The 20,731-nt window shown below is 53.5% G+C and carries 16 protein-coding genes and 1 tRNA gene; 11 read left to right on the forward strand and 6 right to left on the reverse strand.

Annotation, left to right across the window (positions count from 1 at the left end; translation table 11 throughout):
* Window positions 1–94: 94 nt before the first annotated feature.
* The 3 genes from LPQ25_RS23115 to LPQ25_RS23125 are packed head-to-tail and all read left to right on the forward strand — an operon-like array spanning window position 95 to window position 3,785.
* Window positions 95–1,126 (forward strand): ATP-dependent nuclease, encoded by a 1,032-nt coding sequence (locus LPQ25_RS23115; RefSeq protein ID WP_012737253.1) that lies wholly within the window; start codon window positions 95–97, stop codon window positions 1,124–1,126.
* Window positions 1,126–2,115 carry an ATP-dependent nuclease gene (locus LPQ25_RS23120; RefSeq protein ID WP_012737252.1) on the forward strand — a complete coding sequence of 330 codons (990 nt, stop codon included), beginning with the start codon at window positions 1,126–1,128 and terminating at the stop codon, window positions 2,113–2,115. The genes LPQ25_RS23115 and LPQ25_RS23120 overlap by 1 nt, the downstream gene beginning before the upstream one ends.
* Window positions 2,112–3,785, forward strand: coding sequence for a UvrD-helicase domain-containing protein (locus tag LPQ25_RS23125; RefSeq protein ID WP_012737251.1), 1,674 nt, complete (start codon window positions 2,112–2,114; stop codon window positions 3,783–3,785). The genes LPQ25_RS23120 and LPQ25_RS23125 overlap by 4 nt, the downstream gene beginning before the upstream one ends.
* A gap of 923 nt (window positions 3,786–4,708) precedes the next feature.
* Here LPQ25_RS23125 and LPQ25_RS23130 read toward each other — a convergent pair.
* The 3 genes from LPQ25_RS23130 to LPQ25_RS23140 form a co-directional block, all read right to left on the reverse strand.
* On the reverse strand, window positions 4,709–6,142 hold the full coding sequence (locus LPQ25_RS23130) for a restriction endonuclease (protein ID WP_012737248.1): 1,434 nt from the start codon (window positions 6,140–6,142) through the stop codon (window positions 4,709–4,711).
* A 440-nt stretch (window positions 6,143–6,582) separates the two neighbouring features.
* A complete protein-coding gene (locus tag LPQ25_RS23135) occupies window positions 6,583–8,265 on the reverse strand; it encodes a tyrosine-type recombinase/integrase (protein WP_012737247.1) in 1,683 nt (560 codons plus the stop codon).
* 220 nt (window positions 8,266–8,485) lie between these two features.
* Window positions 8,486–8,570 (reverse strand) — tRNA-Leu (locus tag LPQ25_RS23140).
* A gap of 583 nt (window positions 8,571–9,153) precedes the next feature.
* Here LPQ25_RS23140 and LPQ25_RS23145 point away from each other — a divergent pair.
* The 8 genes from LPQ25_RS23145 (at window position 9,154) to LPQ25_RS23180 (ending at window position 17,684) form a co-directional block, all read left to right on the forward strand.
* Entirely contained in the window at window positions 9,154–9,834 is a 681-nt protein-coding gene (locus tag LPQ25_RS23145) for a carbonic anhydrase (protein WP_012737246.1), read from the forward strand.
* Entirely contained in the window at window positions 9,831–11,300 is a 1,470-nt protein-coding gene (locus tag LPQ25_RS23150) for a SulP family inorganic anion transporter (RefSeq protein WP_012737245.1), read from the forward strand. Before LPQ25_RS23145 ends, LPQ25_RS23150 begins: the two co-directional genes overlap by 4 nt.
* 111 nt (window positions 11,301–11,411) lie before the next feature.
* Window positions 11,412–12,431: an NADPH-dependent aldehyde reductase Ahr gene (gene ahr / locus LPQ25_RS23155; protein WP_004177639.1), complete on the forward strand. Its 1,020-nt coding sequence runs from the start codon at window positions 11,412–11,414 to the stop codon at window positions 12,429–12,431.
* A gap of 130 nt (window positions 12,432–12,561) precedes the next feature.
* Window positions 12,562–13,446: a carbohydrate ABC transporter permease gene (locus LPQ25_RS23160; RefSeq protein WP_012737244.1), complete on the forward strand. Its 885-nt coding sequence runs from the start codon at window positions 12,562–12,564 to the stop codon at window positions 13,444–13,446.
* On the forward strand, window positions 13,436–14,323 hold the full coding sequence (locus LPQ25_RS23165; protein WP_012737243.1) for a carbohydrate ABC transporter permease: 888 nt from the start codon (window positions 13,436–13,438) through the stop codon (window positions 14,321–14,323). Before LPQ25_RS23160 ends, LPQ25_RS23165 begins: the two co-directional genes overlap by 11 nt.
* A 10-nt stretch (window positions 14,324–14,333) precedes the next feature.
* Window positions 14,334–15,158, forward strand: coding sequence for a phosphodiesterase (locus LPQ25_RS23170; protein WP_004178398.1), 825 nt, complete (start codon window positions 14,334–14,336; stop codon window positions 15,156–15,158).
* 5 nt (window positions 15,159–15,163) lie between these two features.
* Window positions 15,164–16,234 (forward strand): ABC transporter ATP-binding protein, encoded by a 1,071-nt coding sequence (locus LPQ25_RS23175; protein ID WP_014908076.1) that lies wholly within the window; start codon window positions 15,164–15,166, stop codon window positions 16,232–16,234.
* 139 nt (window positions 16,235–16,373) lie between these two features.
* On the forward strand, window positions 16,374–17,684 hold the full coding sequence (locus LPQ25_RS23180; protein WP_012737241.1) for an ABC transporter substrate-binding protein: 1,311 nt from the start codon (window positions 16,374–16,376) through the stop codon (window positions 17,682–17,684).
* Window positions 17,685–17,827: 143 nt separating this feature from the next.
* On the opposite strand, the gene iolE is transcribed toward LPQ25_RS23180, so the two are convergent.
* From iolE to LPQ25_RS23195, 3 genes are read right to left on the reverse strand one after another with little or no spacing between them, the layout of a single operon-like run.
* The gene (iolE, locus tag LPQ25_RS23185) at window positions 17,828–18,727 is read right to left on the reverse strand and encodes a myo-inosose-2 dehydratase (protein WP_002886970.1); all 900 of its coding nucleotides are present in this window, start codon (window positions 18,725–18,727) and stop codon (window positions 17,828–17,830) included.
* A gap of 23 nt (window positions 18,728–18,750) precedes the next feature.
* Entirely contained in the window at window positions 18,751–19,635 is an 885-nt protein-coding gene (locus tag LPQ25_RS23190) for a sugar phosphate isomerase/epimerase family protein (RefSeq protein ID WP_004152193.1), read from the reverse strand.
* 41 nt (window positions 19,636–19,676) lie between these two features.
* Window positions 19,677–20,690 (reverse strand): bifunctional inositol 2-dehydrogenase/D-chiro-inositol 1-dehydrogenase, encoded by a 1,014-nt coding sequence (locus LPQ25_RS23195; protein WP_004186740.1) that lies wholly within the window; start codon window positions 20,688–20,690, stop codon window positions 19,677–19,679.
* Window positions 20,691–20,731 lie beyond the last annotated feature (41 nt).

A 20,731-nucleotide genomic window follows, 5' to 3' on the forward strand; every position in this document is an offset into this window, starting at 1 on the left:
TTACATGCATTCAAGCATTGATTTTAAAAATAAAATCAATACCATGAATTAATGTGCATCAGGATTGCGTATTTGTATAATCAGGACTTGATATATGCAACTTAAGAAAATTTTTATCTCCGGCTTTAAAAGCATTTCCAATCAAAATCCCCAAACCATTGACCTTGAGCATGAATTAACCACGTTTATTGGCCATAATGGAACTGGAAAGAGTACAGCTATGGAGGCGCTTAATAAGCTTTTTTCGGTGGATAATTCCCTTCGAAGCTTATCAATAAATGACTTCCATAATGCGGATGATGGGAAAGATGAAAAAACCAGAAGCTTAATTATAGAAACTTGGTTTAGCTTTCCTAAACCCAAAGAAGGCAAAATTTCCATCCCTCCGTTAATTGAACATCTTACCATTGATAAATCTGATGGGAATATTCTTTTTAGGGTGCGATTAGAGGGGAAACTTTCTTTTGAAGCAAATCCCATGGGGGATATTGACGAAGATATCTGGGTAGTAAGTACCAGCGACGAGGTTGTTGAAGAGAGCAGTAAGCAGAAGCTTTCCGCCGCAGTAAGAAACGCCATTCAAGTGAGTTATGTTCCAGCCAACCGAGATCCTTTATTGCAATTAAAATATTCATCGAAAGCGGTGCTTGGACGCTTATTGAAAGCGATTGAATGGGTTGGAGGGAGCCAGGAAGTATTAGAGGAGCAAGCAGCTAAGTTAAACGCATTAACGAAGAGTAATCCTGCATTAAATGAGATTGCGGCGGCGATTAACGCCAGTTGGGGGAATATCTACAAGGGGCGTTATTTATCTCAGGCGTCGCTGAATTTTCCACTCGCTAATATCGATGAAATACTAAAATTAATACAACTTCAATTTAACCCTGATGAAACCGGCAACACGATTAATGTAGACCGACTAAGCGATGGGCAAAAATCATTGGTCTATTTTTCTCTTATCAAGGCAATGTTTGATATTGATAAGAAGACTAGGGAGTTGATTTCCTCAGGCGCGGCTTCTAATTTTAATCCTGAAAAAATGAGATTGCCTATTTTTAGTATGATCTCTCTGGAAGAGCCTGAAAACCATCTTTCTCCTCATTACTTAGGTAGAATAATTAGTTAGTGAAAGATTATGGTCGTAATGAGCTGTGCCAAGTTATTATTTCTTCCCATTCATCTTCCATTTTAAGCCGAATCGAGCCCGAGCAAATACGTCACTTTAGATTGGATCAGATATCAAAAAGCACGGTAGTAAGCGCATTAACGCTACCGGAAAAAGAAGACGAGCTTTCTAAGTTTATTAAAGAGGCAGTTAAATCATACCCTGAAATCTATTTTTCTAAACTGGTGATATTTGGCGAAGGGGATAGTGAGGAAATTATAATTCCAAAGGTGCTTGAGCTGTATTCGACGGAGATTGATAGCCATTCTATCTCTGTTGTTCCTCTTGGTGGACGTCATGTGAATCATTTTTGGCGTCTGTTGAAGTCATTACAGATTCCCTTTATCACTTTACTGGATTTCGATATCGATAGAAATGGCGGTGGGTTCGGCCGACTTAGATATGCTATTGAGCAACTGTCTATTTTCTGTGGTGGAAAATATGGCAAGACAAAAGAAAAAATACCTGCATGGGATGACGAACGAGATCCAACAACATTTAAACTTCCGCGTACTGACGGTGATTCATATAATGTTGTGGCTGCGTTGGAGAATCATAATATTTATTTTTCATCGCCTCTAGATATCGATTACGCAATGATTGAAGCATTCCCTGATATTTTCTGTGAAAAAGATGTGGTCTATGGGGAAAGAGGGCCTAAAAATATTGAACAGGAAGAACAGGAAGAACAAAAAAAAGAGCTGATAAATGCAGTATTGAAAAAAGGCAACTCCGGCGTCCGTTACGAATTTTCTGTTGATTATCTAAAATATTTCCTGTGGTATCGCTATCGCTTTTTATCCAATAAAAGTAAGCCAGCCTCTCATGTTAGAATGTTTTCTAAAATTGAAGAAAAATATACGCCGGATGAAATCAGAGAAAAATTGCCTCCAGTGTTAATTCGGGTAGCTGACAAGACTGTATCGTTATTGGCGGAGGTTATTGAATGACCAGTCAATGGCTACCTTCTGAGGGCATTGAGCCGACACAGGAGTTAATGGATATTATATTCTGTGATCAATCCGTTTCTGTACTTGCTGGCGCGGGGGCGGGTAAAACGGAGCTTTTAGCTCAGAAATCTAATTACTTGTTGCAGACAGGAAAGTGCATGTGGCCTAAACGCATATTATGCCTTTCATATAAAAAAGAGGCGCAAGAGAATATCAAAACACGTGTGATGAAAAGATGTGGACAAAGAGGTGAGCGCTTTGATTCGTATACTTTCGATGCTTTTTGCAAGAGTATTGTTGACCGTTTTAAAGATGTTTTGCCTGAGAATAAAAGACCCTTAAACAATTATGATTTAGTGTTTAATCAGAAAGCCAATAATGGCAAGGATAAGATATCATTTGATCTAATAAGGAGTTTGGCATTAGATATTTTAACAATTAGAACGGATATTGTTGATCTTTTTTCGTTGACGTATTCACATGTTTTTATCGATGAGTTTCAAGATACCCGCTCTGATCAGTATGAAATGATTAAGCTTCTTTTTAAAGACAAAGGAACGCAATTGCTAGCGGTGGGCGATATCAACCAAAGCATTATGTTGTGGGCTGGTGCCAAGAAAACAGTGTTTGAAGATTGTGAAAAAGAGTTTAATACAACCAAAAAACTATTGGTGCATAATTTTAGAGCTAGTGAGGAAATTCAAGAGGTCTTAAGATGCTTTATTCATTTTGTACAAAATGATGCTAACTTTACGCCAATAATCAAAAGTATCGATAATTGCACTATTCACTATTATGATAATGAGCTTTCTGAAGCGGATGATATTGCTGATAAAATCGCAAGATTCATCACTTCTGGCATTGAAGAAAAAGAGATTTGTGTACTGGTTAAACAGCAGTCAGAGCAATATACGGAAAAACTTCGAGATAAGTTAACGACTAAAGGGATTAGAAATCTTGATTTATCGGAATTGCAAGATGTGTTAAAAGAACCATTAGGGCAAATATTTGCTGCGCTCTTCAAGGTTTATACATCACGCTCATCATCAAGCTATACCGAGCTTTGTGATTTATATCTTGAGTTGCATCGAGTCTCCCGCGGCGATGAAAAAGAAGATGCATTAATTAAAGTATTGTCGGATAACATAGCGGAAAATAAGAAAAATTTAGGCGATGAGCCTAGCCCCGATTCATTGATAACCTGCATTAAGGATATTATAACTCTATTTGGTGTGAAAAGAATGGTGGGGCGATGGAATCAGTATAAGTCCGCTGATTATTGGGATAAGATCTGGCGTAATCTTGAGCAACATTTGCGCTACACAATAGACGCAACACACTCTCTTAACGAGGCGGCGTTGATGTTTCAGGCGGAAAATTCCGTTCAGGTGATGAACGTGCATAAATGCAAGGGACTGGAATATAAAGTGGTTATTTTTCTTGGCTTAGAGGACCAAGCTTTTTGGGCTTATAAAAACGCAAAATTTGAAAATGATTGCGCTCTCTATGTTGCTTTATCCAGGGCTAAAGAAAGTATAATAATAACTTCTACAAAATGTAGAGAGCATAGAATCACTAATTGGCGAGATGATAGAACCTCTACCTATAAAAATATTGGTCCTATATATTCGTTCTTAACGAAACATTGCAAGTTTAGGGAGGTGAGATAATAGAAAGAACTGACGGAAAAAAAATTCAAGTAAATTATCAGGGAATGGGTATGTATAGCCAATAAACTGAAATACTGGCGTATCTTAACCGTTATCAACCGGTTTCATTATCAAAGTATGAGCTTCTTGAAAGAAGCCTAAAAAGGCTTCTTATTGGTTATTGTTTTGCGGTATGAGTTGTGTTGCTGTTTCTTACGGTTTGCCTTTATCGTATATGCCCATCAGGCGGGTTGCGTTTATTCGCCATAATTTTATTTATCATGGCGGTATTGTTTCCTTTAGTTTCATTATTGGTTGAACCGTTAGGTACCTTAGCAGGGTTAGTGCATTGGAAAACACAAGCGTTGACTAATCTTTTATCACGATGAACTTTATGCTCGTAATTTTCTGCGTTATCCGGTGAAAGAATGTGATTACGCCGAGTATTGTTTGCAGGTGAAAATTGCTAATGGTGAGAATAGAGTAAAGCTATTCTTTAGTGAGAAAACCGCGATTTTTACACTATTCTTACTTTCGTCTTTTACCATAAAAGAGCTTGTTGGTTGGGATTGGTTTATTCTTTAATATCCTAGAATGAAGGTTGGTGGGATATTTTAATTAGCTTGCATGGTTTGCTCTGGGCGCTGTTGTTAGGATTTTCATTAGGGACTATTGCAACGAAAATTAACATCGTGCGTTATTACTACCAAATATCATTGATCAAATTAGTGACTAAGTTGTAAGAGCTGTACGGTATGAGACGACAATAACTCAGACCGTCGGCAAAACTAAATAGCTGTTCCGAATACCGATCCAGTTTATTGTTTTGAGTAAATTTCATCCAATCGTTCATAATGAACAGTGAAGCCCTAAGGTTGCTGGACTCCTTACCCGATAATAAGCATTCCCTTATGCAGCAAGGCTTAGCATAAACTGTAGCGCAATTAGGAACTGCTATTTAGAGAAATGAAGATCAATCCATTTCGACCGGGATAGCTAACGATGGCTTGATTTTGCCATACTAAGACTGCACGTGGACCATTAGAAGCATTACCAAGAAATATGCTTTTCTGGAGATGGAGTGACGAGCGGTCAAGCACTACCAGTTCATTATTGTTGCGATTTACTGACAGTAACGAGCTAACTGTGAGTGCTTGCGATAAGGGGTCCACCCATGAAAATGGCTTGCTCCAAGAATTAGCCTCAAATCGAATATCCTGAACTGGCCTCCCAGATTCCGCATCTAGTACGCAGATCCCCCGTTGGGACTGGAACATGCCGATATAAATTCGATTGTGAATATCGTCGTAAGTCAAACATGCTGGAGTAGCGTCATCTGCTCGACCATTTCTCACTTCAGCAAGCTGAGTGTCGACCAAATAAATCTGACGACTGAGATCATAAATCGCTAAATAAGAGTTAGCGTGCGGATATCGTTGTCCATTGATGCGACCACCACGCGAAACACCAATGTAGAGAAGCGGTTGTGTTGGATGTCGGAGCAGCGACATGCAACCCCGACCGCCTTCAGGATACGGCACTGTTGTAACATCGTAAGTGGCGCTATCAATAATATAAAACTGATTAATAGTGTTACTCGCAAAATACACTTTTTTCTCATCATGCGACACCGCTAATTGTCCTTCCCCTCCACCCAGTATTGCTATTCTTTTAACGATAGCATGAGTCGCCAGATCAATGACTAATATAACTTCCGAGAAAACTTGACCTACAAACAAACGCCCATCCGCAATAACCAAACTCCCTGGTGGATGGCTGAGTATTTCTCTAGCGCCGGTTTGCGGAGAGACTTTCTCGTATTTATCGAGATCAATAGTACGGATGATCGCTTTGGAAGCAGGATTAATAATAGCAATACTACACCCGATCCAATTTGCACTAATAATGACATTGTTATACAGAAGTAAGTCATGCGGCCCAGCTAGGTTTGGAAATTGATAGATAGGCTCTCCTTCGCCACTGCTGTTCAGAATAAGCGGGACTTCTGACGCTGCTGCCAGTGCAGTGCGGGAAAATTCATCCAATGACGTCACAAGAGTAATATTTGTCCCACGCGCAGCATCATATGCCCCAGATTGAAAACCAACCTCACTGACAATAATTCCCCGGTCAGCACCGAGGTCTTCAATGATGCTCTTGAGGATAAGCACTTTTTCCTTGGGGACGCGAGTTTTCCATAATTTGCATTCGATCACCCAAGTACAGAGAATACCTGAACGAAAAAAGGTCGCGTAGACGTCGATATCATGTGTTGCACGAGCACCCTTTGTGCGAAAATCAATCTGAGCATTACACCCAAGATCTCGAAATACTTTCGCTGTGGCTTCTTGATAGGCATGCCAATTTTTGTAACTCATACAATTCCTTCCCTACGATGCCATCGCCATTTTCTGTGTGTCAGTCCAGTTTATGATGAAGCACCTGATTATAGTAAAAATATCAATCACGTACTGTTTTGAGATAGCTATCCAATACTAGCCGTTCTTCCTGTTTTGGTATGAAGATATGCGGATTAATTGTGAATCGCCATGAATTATCTCGACGCTTCCGGTGCGCACTCTAGGTTATTTACACACATAATGTCCGCTTCACAGCTCTTAGCTGACTGCCAAATTTAATCTTACCCTACTAAAAGGTATCATCAGGTTAAGTTACTGCTAATACCTTCTTCTGGTAACAACGCAAAATGTCTTCCCTAACTCTTTCAAGCCATTAAGACCCTTGATTGCTTGCGAATTCAATTGACAACCCACCCTACATAAACTTTCTCCGTATCAAGAATGATTAAACATCTGTATCACCCATGCTCCCTCATCTCAATTTCCTCTTGGGCAACCATCAGAACCAACTCTGACTTTGAAATCAGCAGATCTTTCGGCTTCCCACCTCTCAACCTGCGGTTTGCCGAGCCAAACCAGATAGCTAGCCCCCACGGCGTTTTACGCTCTTTGAACAGCGAAAGAATAAGCCTGACAACCTTGAGAGGTCGCATTTTCTCATCCAGAACATAATCCGGGTACAAATCCTCCCCGTCGACCTTCAGCGAGAAAATCTTACCTGCGGCTTTCCAGCCTTTCGGGCCAGCTTCAGGATCGGCAGAACGAAAACCCGCTTTTGCCGATAACTCAGACGCCGTCAGCCATTCCGAGTCAGCCAGTATCCGGGCTTTCAGCTCCTCCACTTGTCGGTCATTACGCTCCTGGAAGCTCATATGGTCGAGTGCGCCTCCCGGCGATTTTTTGAAGCCATACGGCACCACATGCCTGAAGCGGTTCGCATCCAGATAATCCGCCCACCACTGCATCATTTCCCGGCGTTCTTCGAGATGCTGCGCCTTATGGATATACGCCGCACGAACGCGCTTGCGCTCCTGATGGCTCATCTGGCGCTCTACCGCGTCGCTTGACCACAGGCCCGACTCCACCAGCGCGCTACAGGCCATGGTGCGAAACCCGTGGCCACAGACATCTTTCTGGGTGTCGTAGCCCATCACCCGCAGCGCTTTGTTAATGGTGTTTTCACTCATCGGTTTGCGGTAATTGTGGTCGCCGGGGAACACCAGTTCAGTTCCCGGTCGGCAATGCTGCCGCACCTCGCGCAGCAGTTCGATGGCCTGATGTGACAGAGGTACCAGGTGTGGAGATCGCATCTTCGCGCCACGCGCAGAGTATTTAACGCCGGGGATCGGTTCACGCTCGGCGGGAATGGTCCACATGGCGTTATGCAGGTCTATCTCATCCCAGCGGGCAAAGCGCAGTTCGCTGGAGCGGATGAATAATAACAACGCCAGCTTTACCGCCAGTTGTGTCAGCTTACGTCCTTTGAAGTCGTCGACTCTTTCCAGAAAATCAGGGATAAGATTCAGATCCAGCGCCGGGTGATGACGTACTTTGGGCGTGGAGACCGCGCCGGTTAAATCTGATGCGGGGTTATGATCGATAATGCCGTTCTGGACGGCATAGCGCATCACGCAAGCGGTACGTTGCTGAAGCCGGGAAGCTACGTCCAGTTTGCCCGCTTTCTCCACCTCTTTGATGGGTACCAGCAGGTCTTTGACCTTCATTTTGGTAATATCCCAGCTGCCGTTCGTGGGGAATACGTAAAGCTCGAAATAACGCAGCACCCGCTTCTTATGTTCCGCCGACCAGTTGACGTTGCTGGAGACCCATTCGCGCGCCACGGACTCGAACGTATAAAGGGGCTCTCCACCCCGCTTTTCCTCTCTGCGTTTTTCCGCCGGATTAATGCCTTCTAAAATAAGCCTTCTTATATCCGCTTGCTTCTCCCTTGCCAGTGCGAGAGAAATAAGCGGATAAGGGCCTAATGCCATACGGTTCTCTTTGTTTCCAAAGCGAAATTTCAGATACCACAGCTTAGATCCGCTGGGGTTAACCTGAATGTAAAGACCGTGACAGTCAGAGAGCCTGTATGCCTTGCCAAGCGGCCTGGCATGCCGGATTGCGAGATCTGTAAGCGCCATTTGGGGGTCACTCCTCTATCGAACCGGGTTTGCCCCCTTTTTTGCCCCCAAATCGCGTGGATGTCAATGGATGAAAAATGACCAACACGGAAAGACCACAAAATAAATATGGCTATTACAGAAAAATAAATTATCTTTGAATTACAGACGGATATGGACGAATTTGGACGGAAATGGACACAAAAAAAGCCACCCTTAGGTAGCTAATTATTGCATCACTTGGTGCCGAAGGCCGGACTCGAACCGGCACGTATTTCTACGGTTGATTTTGAATCAACTGCGTCTACCGATTTCGCCACTTCGGCACTGAAGGGATGCGGAAACGTTCTGGATTATACCTGTCGGCGGCGGTCATGCAAGCGACAGCGTGTCGTCATTGCGCTAAGTGTTGAAAAAAACAGCGCTATCCTGCGCGGCGTCACCTTTTACGACCGTTCCACAGCGCGACTGCCACCAGCCCCCTCCTCTCACTCCCCCGAGAACCCGGCTCCCCTGCCAGCCCCCCTTCTCCCCAGTAACCCCAAACCCCACTCAAACTTATCTCAACTTGTTCTCACCTCACTCTCAACCACATCCCCAGCACAACCCATCTTTCCCCAGATAAATTCCCCTCGCCTATACCCCAATATTCCCCCAACCCTACCCACCATCATTCCCATATATTTCAGAAAGTTTTAGCCAATGCCTTTTTGTTATTCATCCGCCCGCAGTCAAATATTAATTTCATCAATATTTTTATAACTTTACATTAATGAAAAGTTTTCTTTTTGCCGTTTAATCCAGGATTTTCCTCAGGCGTGAAGGGTTCCGGTAAACACTATTTTTACTAGTCGCTGTACGAGTCTTGATGGACATATTCACTCGATGAATTAACTCAGGAGAATACTTGTGACGACGTTAAAACCTTTGCTGGCCCGCAACCGCAGCTGGGCGCTGCAGAAGTGTCAGCATGACCCGGACTATTTCGAAAAATGGGTCGACGGGCAGCGGCCCCACTCGCTGTGGATCGGCTGCTCCGACAGCCGCGTGCCCGCCGAGGTGCTCACCGGCAGCCAGCCCGGCGAGCTCTTTGTCCACCGTAATATCGCCAACATGCTCGATCCCGCCGACGACAACGTCATGAGCGTCCTGCAGTATGCCCTCCACTACCTTGAGGTGGAGCGGGTGGTGCTCTGCGGCCACTACGGCTGCGGCGGCGTGCAGGCGGCGCTCTCTCTGCCCACCCTGCCGCTGGCGCAGGAGTCCTCGGCGCTGGCTCGCCGCATCGGCCAGCTGCGCCACACCCTGCATCACGAAATTGCGCAGGTCGCCGATGGGTGTTGTGTTGCGGCCTCCCCCGGCGCCAGTGCCAACGCCAGCGCCGACGCGGAGCGTTCTCGCCATGCGCTGGACGCCCTGGTGGAAGCCAACGTTCGCGCCCAGTTCACCCGTCTGCTGGAGAGTGAGCCGGTGCAGACGGTGCTCGCCAGCGGGCGGCCGCTCAGCCTGCACGGCTGCGTCTACGATCTGGCTTCCGGCCATTTAACCACCCTCGTCGAACACCTCTCACCGCAGGAGCACGCCCCATGAATACGTTTCGTCAGGACTCTCTCGCCGGCATCGTCGTCTTCCTTGTCGCCCTGCCGCTGTGCCTCGGCATCGCCCAGGCCAGCGGCTTACCGCCTTTCGTCGGCCTGCTGACCGGCATCATCGGCGGCCTGGTCGTCACCGCCCTCAGCCCCTCCCGCTTCGCCGTCAGCGGCCCCGCCGCCGGACTGGTCACCATCGTCGTCGCCGCCATTGAATCCCTGGGTTCCTTCTCCCTCTTCCTGATGGCGCTGGTGCTGGCCGGCGTGCTGCAGCTGCTGTTCGGCATCCTGCGGGCCGGGCGCTTTATCTCCCTCGTTCCCGCCAGCGTCATCAAAGGCATGCTGGCGGCGATCGGCATCCTGCTGATTATGCAGCAGATCCCCGTTGCGCTCGGCAGCGCAGAAGAGACCGGGCTCGTTGATATCGTGAAGGGTAACGCCACCTTCTCCCTCAGTGCTATCGCCGTCGCCGCGGGCGGCCTGCTGGTGCTCTGGCTGTGGGGCTCGCCGCTTATCCGCCGGGTGAAGAGCCTGCGCTGGATCCCCGGCCCGCTGATCGCTGTCCTGCTCGGCTGCGTGACCACCCTGCTGCTGACCCATTTTGCGCCGCAGCAGCTGGCCGCTCTGCCGCGTATTACCCTGCCGGCGTTCGGCAGCCTCGGCGACCTGCTGGGCGAGCTGGAATCTCCGGCGTGGAGCGCGTGGCGCAATCCGTCGGTGTGGGTGGTGGCGGTAACCCTGGCGCTGGTCGCCAGCCTCGAAACCCTGCTCAGCCAGGAGGCGCTGAAAAAGCTGCGTCCGCAAAATCCGCCGCCTTCGCCGAACCGCGAAATGGTCGCCCAGGGCGTGGGCAATCTGCTCTCCGGCGTGCTGGGGGCGATGCCGATCACCGCGGTGATCGTCCGCAGCTCGGTGAACGTCAGCAATGGCGCGCAAAGTAAACTGTCGATCTTTATCCACGGCGTGCTGCTGCTGATCTGCGGCCTGTGGTTTGGCGGTCTGCTAACCTTAATCCCGCTCGCCAGCCTCGCCGCCGTGCTGCTGTATACCGGCTATAAGCTGGCGACCCCGCGGCTGTTCATCGAGCAGTTCCGCCAGGGGGCGGCGCAGTACGTCCCGTTCCTCGCCACCATCGGCGGGATTATCGCCTGCGGCATGCTGGCGGGGATTGGGATTGGCCTTGCCACCCAGATGGCGTTCAGCCTCTGGCGCAGCCATCGCCACTCGCTGCAGCTGGCGCGCTACGATGACCACTACGTGCTGCGGATCCAGCAAAATCTGACCTTTATGCACAATCCGCATCTGCTGGCTCTGCTGGCGAAAATTCCGGAAAAGAGCGTGGTGATCGTCGAGCACGACAGCGTCGGCTACCTCGACCCGGACGTGCGGGCGGTGCTGGATGATTTTGCCGAGAACGCCCCGCAGCGCGGCATCCGCCTTAATCATTGGCCGCTGGCCAGCCGCTGACCTTAACGGGCGGCTGGTCCGCCCGCTTCGCGACCCCTCCGATTGCCAAGCGCCGGGGAATACCATGCTCTACACTTTCTGGGTTATCACGCCAACCCCAAGGAAATGAACATGACCATCATTAAAAGCTACGCCGCCAAAGAAGCGGGCGCCGATCTGTCGCTGTGGGAATACGATGCCGGCGAGCTGCAGCCGGAAGATGTCGAAGTTGAAGTGGAATACTGCGGGATCTGCCATTCGGACCTGTCGATGATCGACAACGAATGGGGGATGTCGAGCTACCCGCTGGTGGCCGGTCACGAGGTGATTGGCCGGGTGGCGGCGCTGGGCAGCGCGGCGCAGGATAAAGGGCTGAAGATTGGCCAGAAGGTCGGCATCGGCTGGACGGCGCGCAGCTGCGGCCATTGCGACGCCTGCATCAGCGGCAACCAGATCAACTGTCTGGAAGGCTCGGTGCCGACCATTCTCAACCGCGGCGGCTTCGCCAATAAGCTGCGCGCCGACTGGCAGTGGGTGATCCCCCTGCCGGAGAGCATCGATCTGGCGTCCGCCGGCCCGATGCTGTGCGGCGGCATCACCGTCTTTAAACCGCTGCTGACCCACCACGTCACCGCCACCAGCCGCGTCGGGGTGATCGGCATCGGCGGCCTCGGCCATATCGCCATTAAGCTGCTGCGGGCGATGGGCGCGGAAGTGACCGCCTTCAGCTCCAACCCGGCGAAAGAGCAGGAAGTGCTGGCGATGGGCGCCGATCGCGTGGTCAACAGCCGCGATCCTGAAGCCTTAAAAGCGCTGGCCGGTCAGTTCGACCTGATCATCAACACCGTGGCGGTGGACCTCGACTGGCAGCCGTACTTCGAAGCCCTGGCTTACGGCGGCAACTTCCATACCGTCGGCGCGGTGATGAAGCCGTTCCCGGTACCGGCCTTTACCCTGATCGGCGGCGACCGCAGCATCTCCGGCTCGGCGACCGGTAACCCGTCCGAACTGCGCACGCTGATGAAGTTTGCCGGGCGCAGCAAAGTGGCTCCGACCACCGAGCTGTTCCCGATGTCGCAGATTAACGAAGCGCTGAAGCACGTTCGTGAAGGCAAAGCCCGCTACCGCGCGGTGCTGAAAGCCGACTTCTGATCCTTCTCTCCCGCCGGGCGGCCCGCTCGCCCGGCGTTTTCCCCGTCGCTTCATCAAACCGTCATCTCCCCGCCATGCCTCTGTAGTCATTGCTTCCCACAATCCGGGCTTCGATAAATGGCTGAACGAGATGCGCGTCACCATGAGAAAGACCTGGCTTCCCTGGCTGATCCTGTCGCCTTCCCTGCTGTTTTTACTGCTGTTTACCTGGTTCCCGCTAGGGCGTTCGGTGTATGACAGCCTGTTTGATACCCGCATGGCCAGCGACGGCGCGCAGTACGTCGGACTGGATAACTTCGCCCGCCTGTTTGCCGACGGCGTTTTCTGGCAGTCGCTGGTCAATAACCTGCTCTATATCCTGCTGACGGTGGTGCCCGGGGTGACCCTCGCCCTGCTGCTGGCGGTCGCCCTGAGCGAGAACCATCGCGTCAACCGCTGGCTGCGCACCGCCTTTTTCTTCCCGATGATTATCCCGATGGTCAGCGCCGCTGCACTGTGGCTGTTTATCTTTATGCCCGGCCTCGGCCTGCTCGACCACTATCTGGCGAAGCTGTTCGGGCCGATGAACAACAACTGGCTGGGACGCAGCAACAGCGCGCTGCTGGCCCTGGCGCTGATCGGCGTGTGGAAGTTCGCCGGCTACTACATGCTGTTTTTCCTCGCCGGGCTGCAGAGCATTCCGGCCTCGACGCGGGAAGCGGCGCTGATGGAGGGGGCTACCCGCACGCAGGTCTTTTTTAAGGTCACGCTACCGCTGCTGCGCCCGACCCTGAGCTTTGTGATCACCACCGCGCTGATCTACTCCATCACCCAGATCGACCACGTGGCGGTGATGACCCGCGGCGGGCCGGACAACGCCACCACCGTGCTGCTCTATTACATCCAGAATCTCGCCTGGGATACCCACGACCTCGGTAAAGCCTCCGCCGCCACCTTCCTGACCCTGGCCGGGCTGTTCGCCTTCTCGCTGATTAACCTGAAACTGCTGGAGAAAGGAGCCCACTATGAGCGCTGAAATCTCGCCGCTGCTGGTCCGCACGCCCGCCGCCGCCCGTCCGCTGTGGCTGCGCCTGCGCCGCTCGTCGCCCTTTACGCTCACAGTATTAATGTGCTGCCTGGCGCTGCTGTGGGTCAGCCCGTTTATCTGGATGCTGGCGACCTCGTTCAGCGCCACCACCTTCGGCGACGATATGGCGTCGCTGCTGCCCCGCCTGCCGCTGACCCTCGATAACTTCCGCGACGCCTGGCAGAGCGCCGACTGGCTAAGCCTGTATACCAACACCCTTATCTTCACCTTCGGCACCTTCTTCGTGCAGCTGTTGACCATCACCACCGCCGGGTACGTCTTCGCCTGTCACGAGTTTCGCGGCAAGCAGACGCTGTTTCTCCTGTTCCTGGTGCAGCTGATGATCATGCCGGTGGTGATGATGGTGCCGAACATGCTGACCCTGAAAACCTTCGGCCTGCTCAACACCCTCACCGGGGTGATGATGCCCTATTTCACCTCGGCGTTCGGCGTGTTCCTGATGCGTCAGGCGTTCCTCGCCATCCCGAAAGAGCTGGAGGAGGCGGCGCTGATGGAGGGCTGCCGCTGGTGGCAGGTGCTGTTCCGCGTGCTGCTGCCGATGTCCTGGCCATCGGTGCTGGCCTTCGCCACCGTCAGCATTACCTACCACTGGAACGAGTACCTGTGGCCGCTGATGATGCTCAACGATCCCGATAAGCAGGTGCTGACCGTCGGGCTGGTCTCCTTCGCCATGGGCGCCGAATCCGGCGGCCAGTGGGGCACCATCGGCGCCGGGACGCTGATGGTCTGCCTGCCGCTGATGCTGGCGTTCATCCTTTTTCAGAAACAGTTCCTGCGGAGCTTCGGCTTCTCCGGGATCAAATAAGGAGTGATTCATGCTGTTAGCGCACATTTCCGATACCCATTTCCGCAGCCGCGGCGAGAAGCTGTACGGCTTTATCGACGTCAATGCCGCCAACGCCGACGTGGTCTCCCAGCTTAACGCGCTGCGCGAGCGCCCGGACGCGGTGGTGGTGAGCGGGGATATCGTCAACTGCGGCCGCCCGGAGGAGTATCAGGTGGCCCGCCAGATCCTCGGCAGCCTGAACTATCCGCTGTATCTGATCCCCGGCAACCACGACGACAAAGCCCATTTTCTCGAGCATCTTCACCCGCTGTGCCCGCAGCTGGGCAACGATCCGCAAAATATGCGCTATGCGGTGGATGACTTCGCCACCCGCCTGCTGTTTATCGACTCCAGTCATGCCGGCACGTCAAAAGGCTGGCTGACCGACGAGACCATCGGCTGGCTGGAGGCCCAGCTGTTCGAGGGCGGCGACAAACCGGCAACGATCTTTATGCACCACCCGCCGCTGCCGCTGGGCAATGCGCAGATGGACCCGATCGCCTGCGAAAACGGCCACCGTCTGCTGGCGCTGGTGGAGCGTTTCCCGTCGCTGACGCGCATCTTCTGCGGCCATAACCACAGCCTGACCATGACCCAGTATCGCCAGGCGCTGATCTCCACTATCCCTGGCACCGTCCATCAGGTGCCGTACTGCCACGAAGACACCCGGCCCTATTACGACCTCTCCCCGGCCTCGTGCCTGATGCACCGTCAGGTCGGTGAGCAGTGGGTGAGCTACCAGCACTCGCTGGCCCACTACGCCGGGCCGTGGCTGTACGACGAAAACATCAGTTGCCCAACGGAAGAGCGCTAACCGCCATGCTCAGTCTGCAAAACATCAGTAAACGTTTCGACGGCAAACCGGCGCTCAGCGCCCTGTCGCTGGATATTCACGAAGGTGAATTCGTGGTGCTGGTCGGCCCGTCGGGCTGCGGGAAAAGCACCCTGCTACGCCTGCTCGCCGGGCTGGAACCGGTCAGCGAAGGCCAAATCTGGCTGCATGATGAGAACATCACCGCCACCACGCCGCGCGAGCGCAACTTCGCGATGATCTTCCAGAACTATGCCCTGTTTCCGCATCTGTCGGTGCGCGACAACATCACCTTCGGCATGAAGGTGCGCAAGGAAGAGAAAAGCAGCTGGCAGCCGCGGGTGGATAAAGTGGCGCAGATGCTGCAGCTGGAGGCGCTGCTTGACCGCAAACCGGCGAAGCTCTCCGGCGGCCAGCGCCAGCGGGTGGCGATGGCCCGGGCGATTGTGCGCAATCCGCGGCTGTTCCTGATGGACGAGCCGCTCTCCAACCTCGACGCCCGCCTGCGCAGCGAAGTGCGCGACAGCATTATGGCGCTCCACCAGCAGCTGAAAACCAGCACCATCTATGTGACCCACGATCAGACCGAGGCGATGTCGATGGCCGACCGCATCGTGGTGATGAACGGCGGCCACGTGCAGCAGGTAGGACGGCCAGAATATCTGTATGCCAACCCGGCCAATCTGTTCGTGGCCGGATTTATCGGTTCACCGGCAATGAATCTGCTATCGCTCCCCTGCGTTGACGGCAACGTTCAGCTTGGCGAACAACGCCATCCGCTGCCGCCGCGCCACCGGGATCAGACCCGCGTCTGGCTGGGCGTTCGCCCGGAACATATTACCGACCGCGTGGAGGAGGGCCATCTGCGCCTGCCGGCCACCGTTCTGCAACGAGAACTGATGGGGGCCGATTACCTGCTCCACGTCAGCACCCCGATCGGCACCCTGCGCTTTAGCCGCCGCCACCGCGGCACGGTGCCGGAGAAAGGCGAGTCGCTACCGATCGGCTTTTCGCCTGCCGATGTGCATCTTTTTCATGCTGAGACCCAGCATAATTTAGCGCCGGTACATCAGGCGTAATTGTTGCAGTCAGTTTGGACGCGGACAGCGCGGAAGAACCGGAGCGTACACGTAGTACGTGAGGATTCTGAGCACTGCCCAGGGCCAAACTGGCAAATAAAATAGCCTGTGGACAGGTGCTTACTGATGGAGACAGATCATGTTTAAACCCCTCACGCTAGTCGCGGTTGGGCTCAGCCTCGCCCTGAGCGGCGCGGCGCTGGCAAAAGAGAAAATAGACTTCATGTTCCCGGCGCCGGTGGACGGCAAGCTGACCATGGAGATGACCCGCGTCATTAAGCAATTCAACGACTCGCAGCAGGATGTCGAAGTGCGCGGCATCTTCACCGGCAACTACGACACCACCAAGATCAAAGCCGAATCGGCGCAGAAGGCCGGCCAGCCGCCGGCGCTGGTGATCATGTCCGCCAACTTCACCACCGATCTGGCGCTGAAGGATGAGATCCTGCCGATGGATGAGCTGTTTAAATATGGCGATCAAAAGGCCGGCGATTTTCTGCAAAAGGAATTCTGGCCCGCGATGCATAAGAACGCCCAGGTGATGGGCACCACCTATGCGATCCCGTTCCATAACTCGACGCCGATCCTCTATTACAACAAGACGATGTTCGATCGGGCCGGGATCAAACAGCCGCCGCAGACCTGGGCCGAGCTGCTGGCCGATGCCAAAAAGCTGACCGACGAAAGCAAAGGCCAGTGGGGGATCATGCTGCCGTCGACCAACGACGACTACGGCGGCTGGATCTTCTCGGCGCTGGTGCGCGCCAACGGCGGGAAATACTTTAACGAAGACTATCCGGGCGAGGTCTATTACAACTCGCCGACCGCCATCGGCGCCCTGCGCTTCTGGCAGGATCTGATCTACAAGGACAAGGTGATGCCGTCCGGGGTGCTGAACTCGAAGCAGATCAGCGCCGCGTTCTTCTCCGGCAAGCTCGGGATGGCGATGCTCAGCACTGGCGCGCTGGGCTTTATGCGCGAGAACAGCAAAGACTTTGAGCTTGGGGTGGCGATGCTGCCGGCCAAAGAGCAGCGCGCGGTGCCGATCGGCGGCGCCAGCCTGGTGAGTTTTAAAGGCATCAGCGATGCGCAGAAGAAAGCGGCGTATCAGTTCCTGACCTATCTGGTGAGCCCCGACGTGAACGGCGCGTGGAGCCGCTTCACCGGCTACTTCTCGCCGCGCAAGGCGTCATACGATACGCCGGAGATGAAGGCCTATCTGCAGCAGGATCCGCGGGCGGCGATCGCCCTTGAGCAGCTGAAGTACGCCCATCCGTGGTACTCCACCTGGGAGACCGTGGCGGTGCGTAAGGCGATGGAGAACCAGCTGGCGGCGGTGGTCAATGATGCCAAAGTGACGCCGGAAGCGGCGGTGCAGGCAGCGCAGAAGGAAGCCGACGCGCTGATGAAACCGTATGTGGATAAGACCGCGCTGGCGGAAGTGAAGTGACGCGTTACCCGTCATCGTCACCCTCACCCTGGCCCTCTCCCTGAGGGAGAGGGAACTGTCCGGCGCTGTGGTTAAGCCCTGGGTCCGGTTGAGAAAGGAAAAAAGCAGGCCATACCCGGTATGGCCTGAAAATGTCACAACGATTAGATCCCTGCCGTTTCGCGGATATATTTGCGCGCTTTGACGGCGTATTCGAAAGGATTGGCCAGAGCAGGATCCTGCTCGGCTTCCACTACCATCCAGCCTTTATAGCCAAAGTCGTCCAGCAGCTTGAACACCGGACGGAAATCGATCACCCCGTCGCCCGGGACGGTGAAGGTGCCTTTTTTCACGCCGTCGAGGAACGACAGGCCGTCACGGCGCACCTGGTCGATCACCGGCGGGCGGACGTCCTTCAGATGGACGTGGTTGATGCGCGGCAGATACTTTTTGAGGATCGCCAGCATCGGCGCTTCGCCGCCTTCGGAATACCAGGCATGTCCGGTGTCGAACAGCAGGAAGACGCGCTCGTCCACCAGCGACATAAATTTGTCGATTTCCGCGGTGGTCTGAATGCCGGTGCCCATGTGGTGATGCAGACAGACCTGCATTCCCTTCTCCGCCGCCAGGCGGCCGAGGGTGTTGTAGCCTTCCGCCACCCGCTGCCACTCTTCGTCGCTGAAGCACGGCTTCGCATCGCCGAGGATCGGTTTATCCAGCCCCTGGATGCTGCCGCTCTGCTCGGAGCAGCCAATCACTTTCGCGCCCATCGCATGAAGGAAGTTCATGTGATTGACGAATTCATCAATGGTTTTTTCCCGCTGGCCGTTGGCGAAAAAGGTGCTGAACCAGGCGTTGCAGATCTGAATGCCGCGGATATCCAGCATCGGCTTGAGAACCGCCGGGTCGCGCGGATATTTGCTGCCGACTTCGCTGCCGGTAAAGCCGGCCAGCGCCATTTCGCTGACGATCTGCTGGAAGGTGTTTTCGCTGCCGAGCTCCGGCATATCATCGTTAGTCCAGCCGATTGGGGCGATAGCCAGTTTGACGTTATCTTTGTTCATAGTAGGGCTCCTGCCGCTGCGCCTTAGCGGCGCAGCAATTCACGTTCAATAAGTTCACGGGTTTCCACTGCCTGGTATTTCATTTTTTCCGGGTAGCCAAACAGCGAGGTGGCGACAATCGGCTCCCCGCCGACCTTGAAGGTCTGCTCGGCGAATTTCATTTCGCGCAGGGTGCGGAATAGCGCGTCGAAATCCACATCCCCTTCCCCGACGCCTACGTGCTGGTGCACCACGGCATCCACGCCCGGCGGGTTAACGATATAGCGGCAATGTTTCGTATGATTGCGGGTGTCCGCAATCAGGACATGGGAGAGATCGCTCCCGGCATAGCGCAGCATGCTCGCCACGTCGCCGACGCCTTTGTCGTAGAAAAAGGTGTGCGGCACGCTGTAGACGTACTTCACGTTATCGCTGCGGAACGACTTCACGATATCGACGGTTTCATTGTTCTCTTCGCAGAAATCCCAGGGATGCGCCTGGATCTCCACGCGGATGCCTTCCCGCTCAAAAATCGGCAACAGCTCTTCCATTGAGCGATAGAACATTTCATCGCAGATCTCAGGCTGATTCGGATCGCCGGAGAACTCGGTGTTGATCACCTGAACGCCCATCTCCACCGCAATTTCCACCAGCCGTTTCCAGTTTTTCACCGCCGCCTGACGGCGCAGTTCGTCCGGGCCGGACCAGCGGTAGACGCAGATAAACGACGACAGCTCAAGGCCGGTATCGCGCAGCGCCTGCTTGTACTCCGCCATGATCTCCCGGCTGGCGCGCGGGTGCTTGTAGAACGGGTTAATCTGCGGGTGCGGCGACTGTTCAATGTACTTGTAGCCCCACTCCGCTACCTGATGAACCATGCGGGTGATCCCGAGGTCCTTAATCACATCCACATCAAAGGCAATTTTCATCGTCGTTACCTGTGCAAAGAAGTTCCGTCAGCAAAACGCGCTTAACGTTTGTAGAATGCCGGGCACTCAGGCAGCGTCACTTCAACCGGCTCGCTGGTTCCCTGCGCTTTAATGCAGGCGTCCGCCGCCACCGACGCCGCGTAGCCGTCCCAGGCCGACGGGCCGTGCAGCTGGCCGGCTTTGACGTCGTTGATAAAGGCCTGCAGCTCGACGTCGTAGGCTTTGATAAAGCGGTCTTTCCAGTCGGTGAGAATGGCGGTCGACAGGCTGGCGGACTTGCGCATCTGGACGGCCGACGGCTCCGGCAGACGGGCAATCCCGGTTTCGCCGACCACTTCGCACTGGATGTCATACCCGTACTGGCAGTTCACGAACACTTCGACGTCGATCAGGGTGCCTTTTTTGGTTTCAAAGGAGACGATCTGCGGATCTTTCAGGCGCGCATGGGTGTGCGAGGTGGAGCGCGGGAAGCGCACCTGCACGGAACGGTAGTCATCGTTCAGCAGCCAGCGCAGCACGTCCAGCTCGTGGATCAGGGTGTTGGTGATCGCCATATCGGTGGTGTAGTTCTCGCCGACCGACTGGTTGCGGTGGGCGCAGCGCAGCATCAGCGGCGCGCCGATATCGCCATCGTCGATCACTTTTTTCAGCGCCAGATAGCCTTCGTCGTACGGGCGCATAAAGCCAACCTGCACCAGACGACGGCCGGCCTTCATTTCGGCATCGACGATGCGGCGGCAGCCTTCCGCGGTCATCGCCAGCGGTTTTTCGCAGAATACCGGCTTACCGGCGGCGATGGCGGCCAGAGTGTACTCTTCGTGGGTCGGGTCCCAGGAGGTGACCAGGATGGCATCGACATCGCTGGCGTTAATCACGTCGTGGCCGTCGGCGTAGACTTCCGCCTGCACGCCCGGCAGCGCGACCGCCGCGCGGGCGTTGTCGGCATTGATATCAGACACCGCCACAACGGTGGCGCCCTGCAGAACCTGGGTGCAGCGACGGATGTGTTCTTTACCGATAGCGCCAGCGCCGATGACACCTAATTTGAGCGACATAATGGTTTTCTCCGTAAGTCTGTAGGATTCAGGGTAGAGGT

The sequence above is a fragment of the Klebsiella sp. KPN54798 genome (assembly GCF_021184225.1).
GTDB classification, from domain to species: domain Bacteria; phylum Pseudomonadota; class Gammaproteobacteria; order Enterobacterales; family Enterobacteriaceae; genus Klebsiella; species Klebsiella pneumoniae.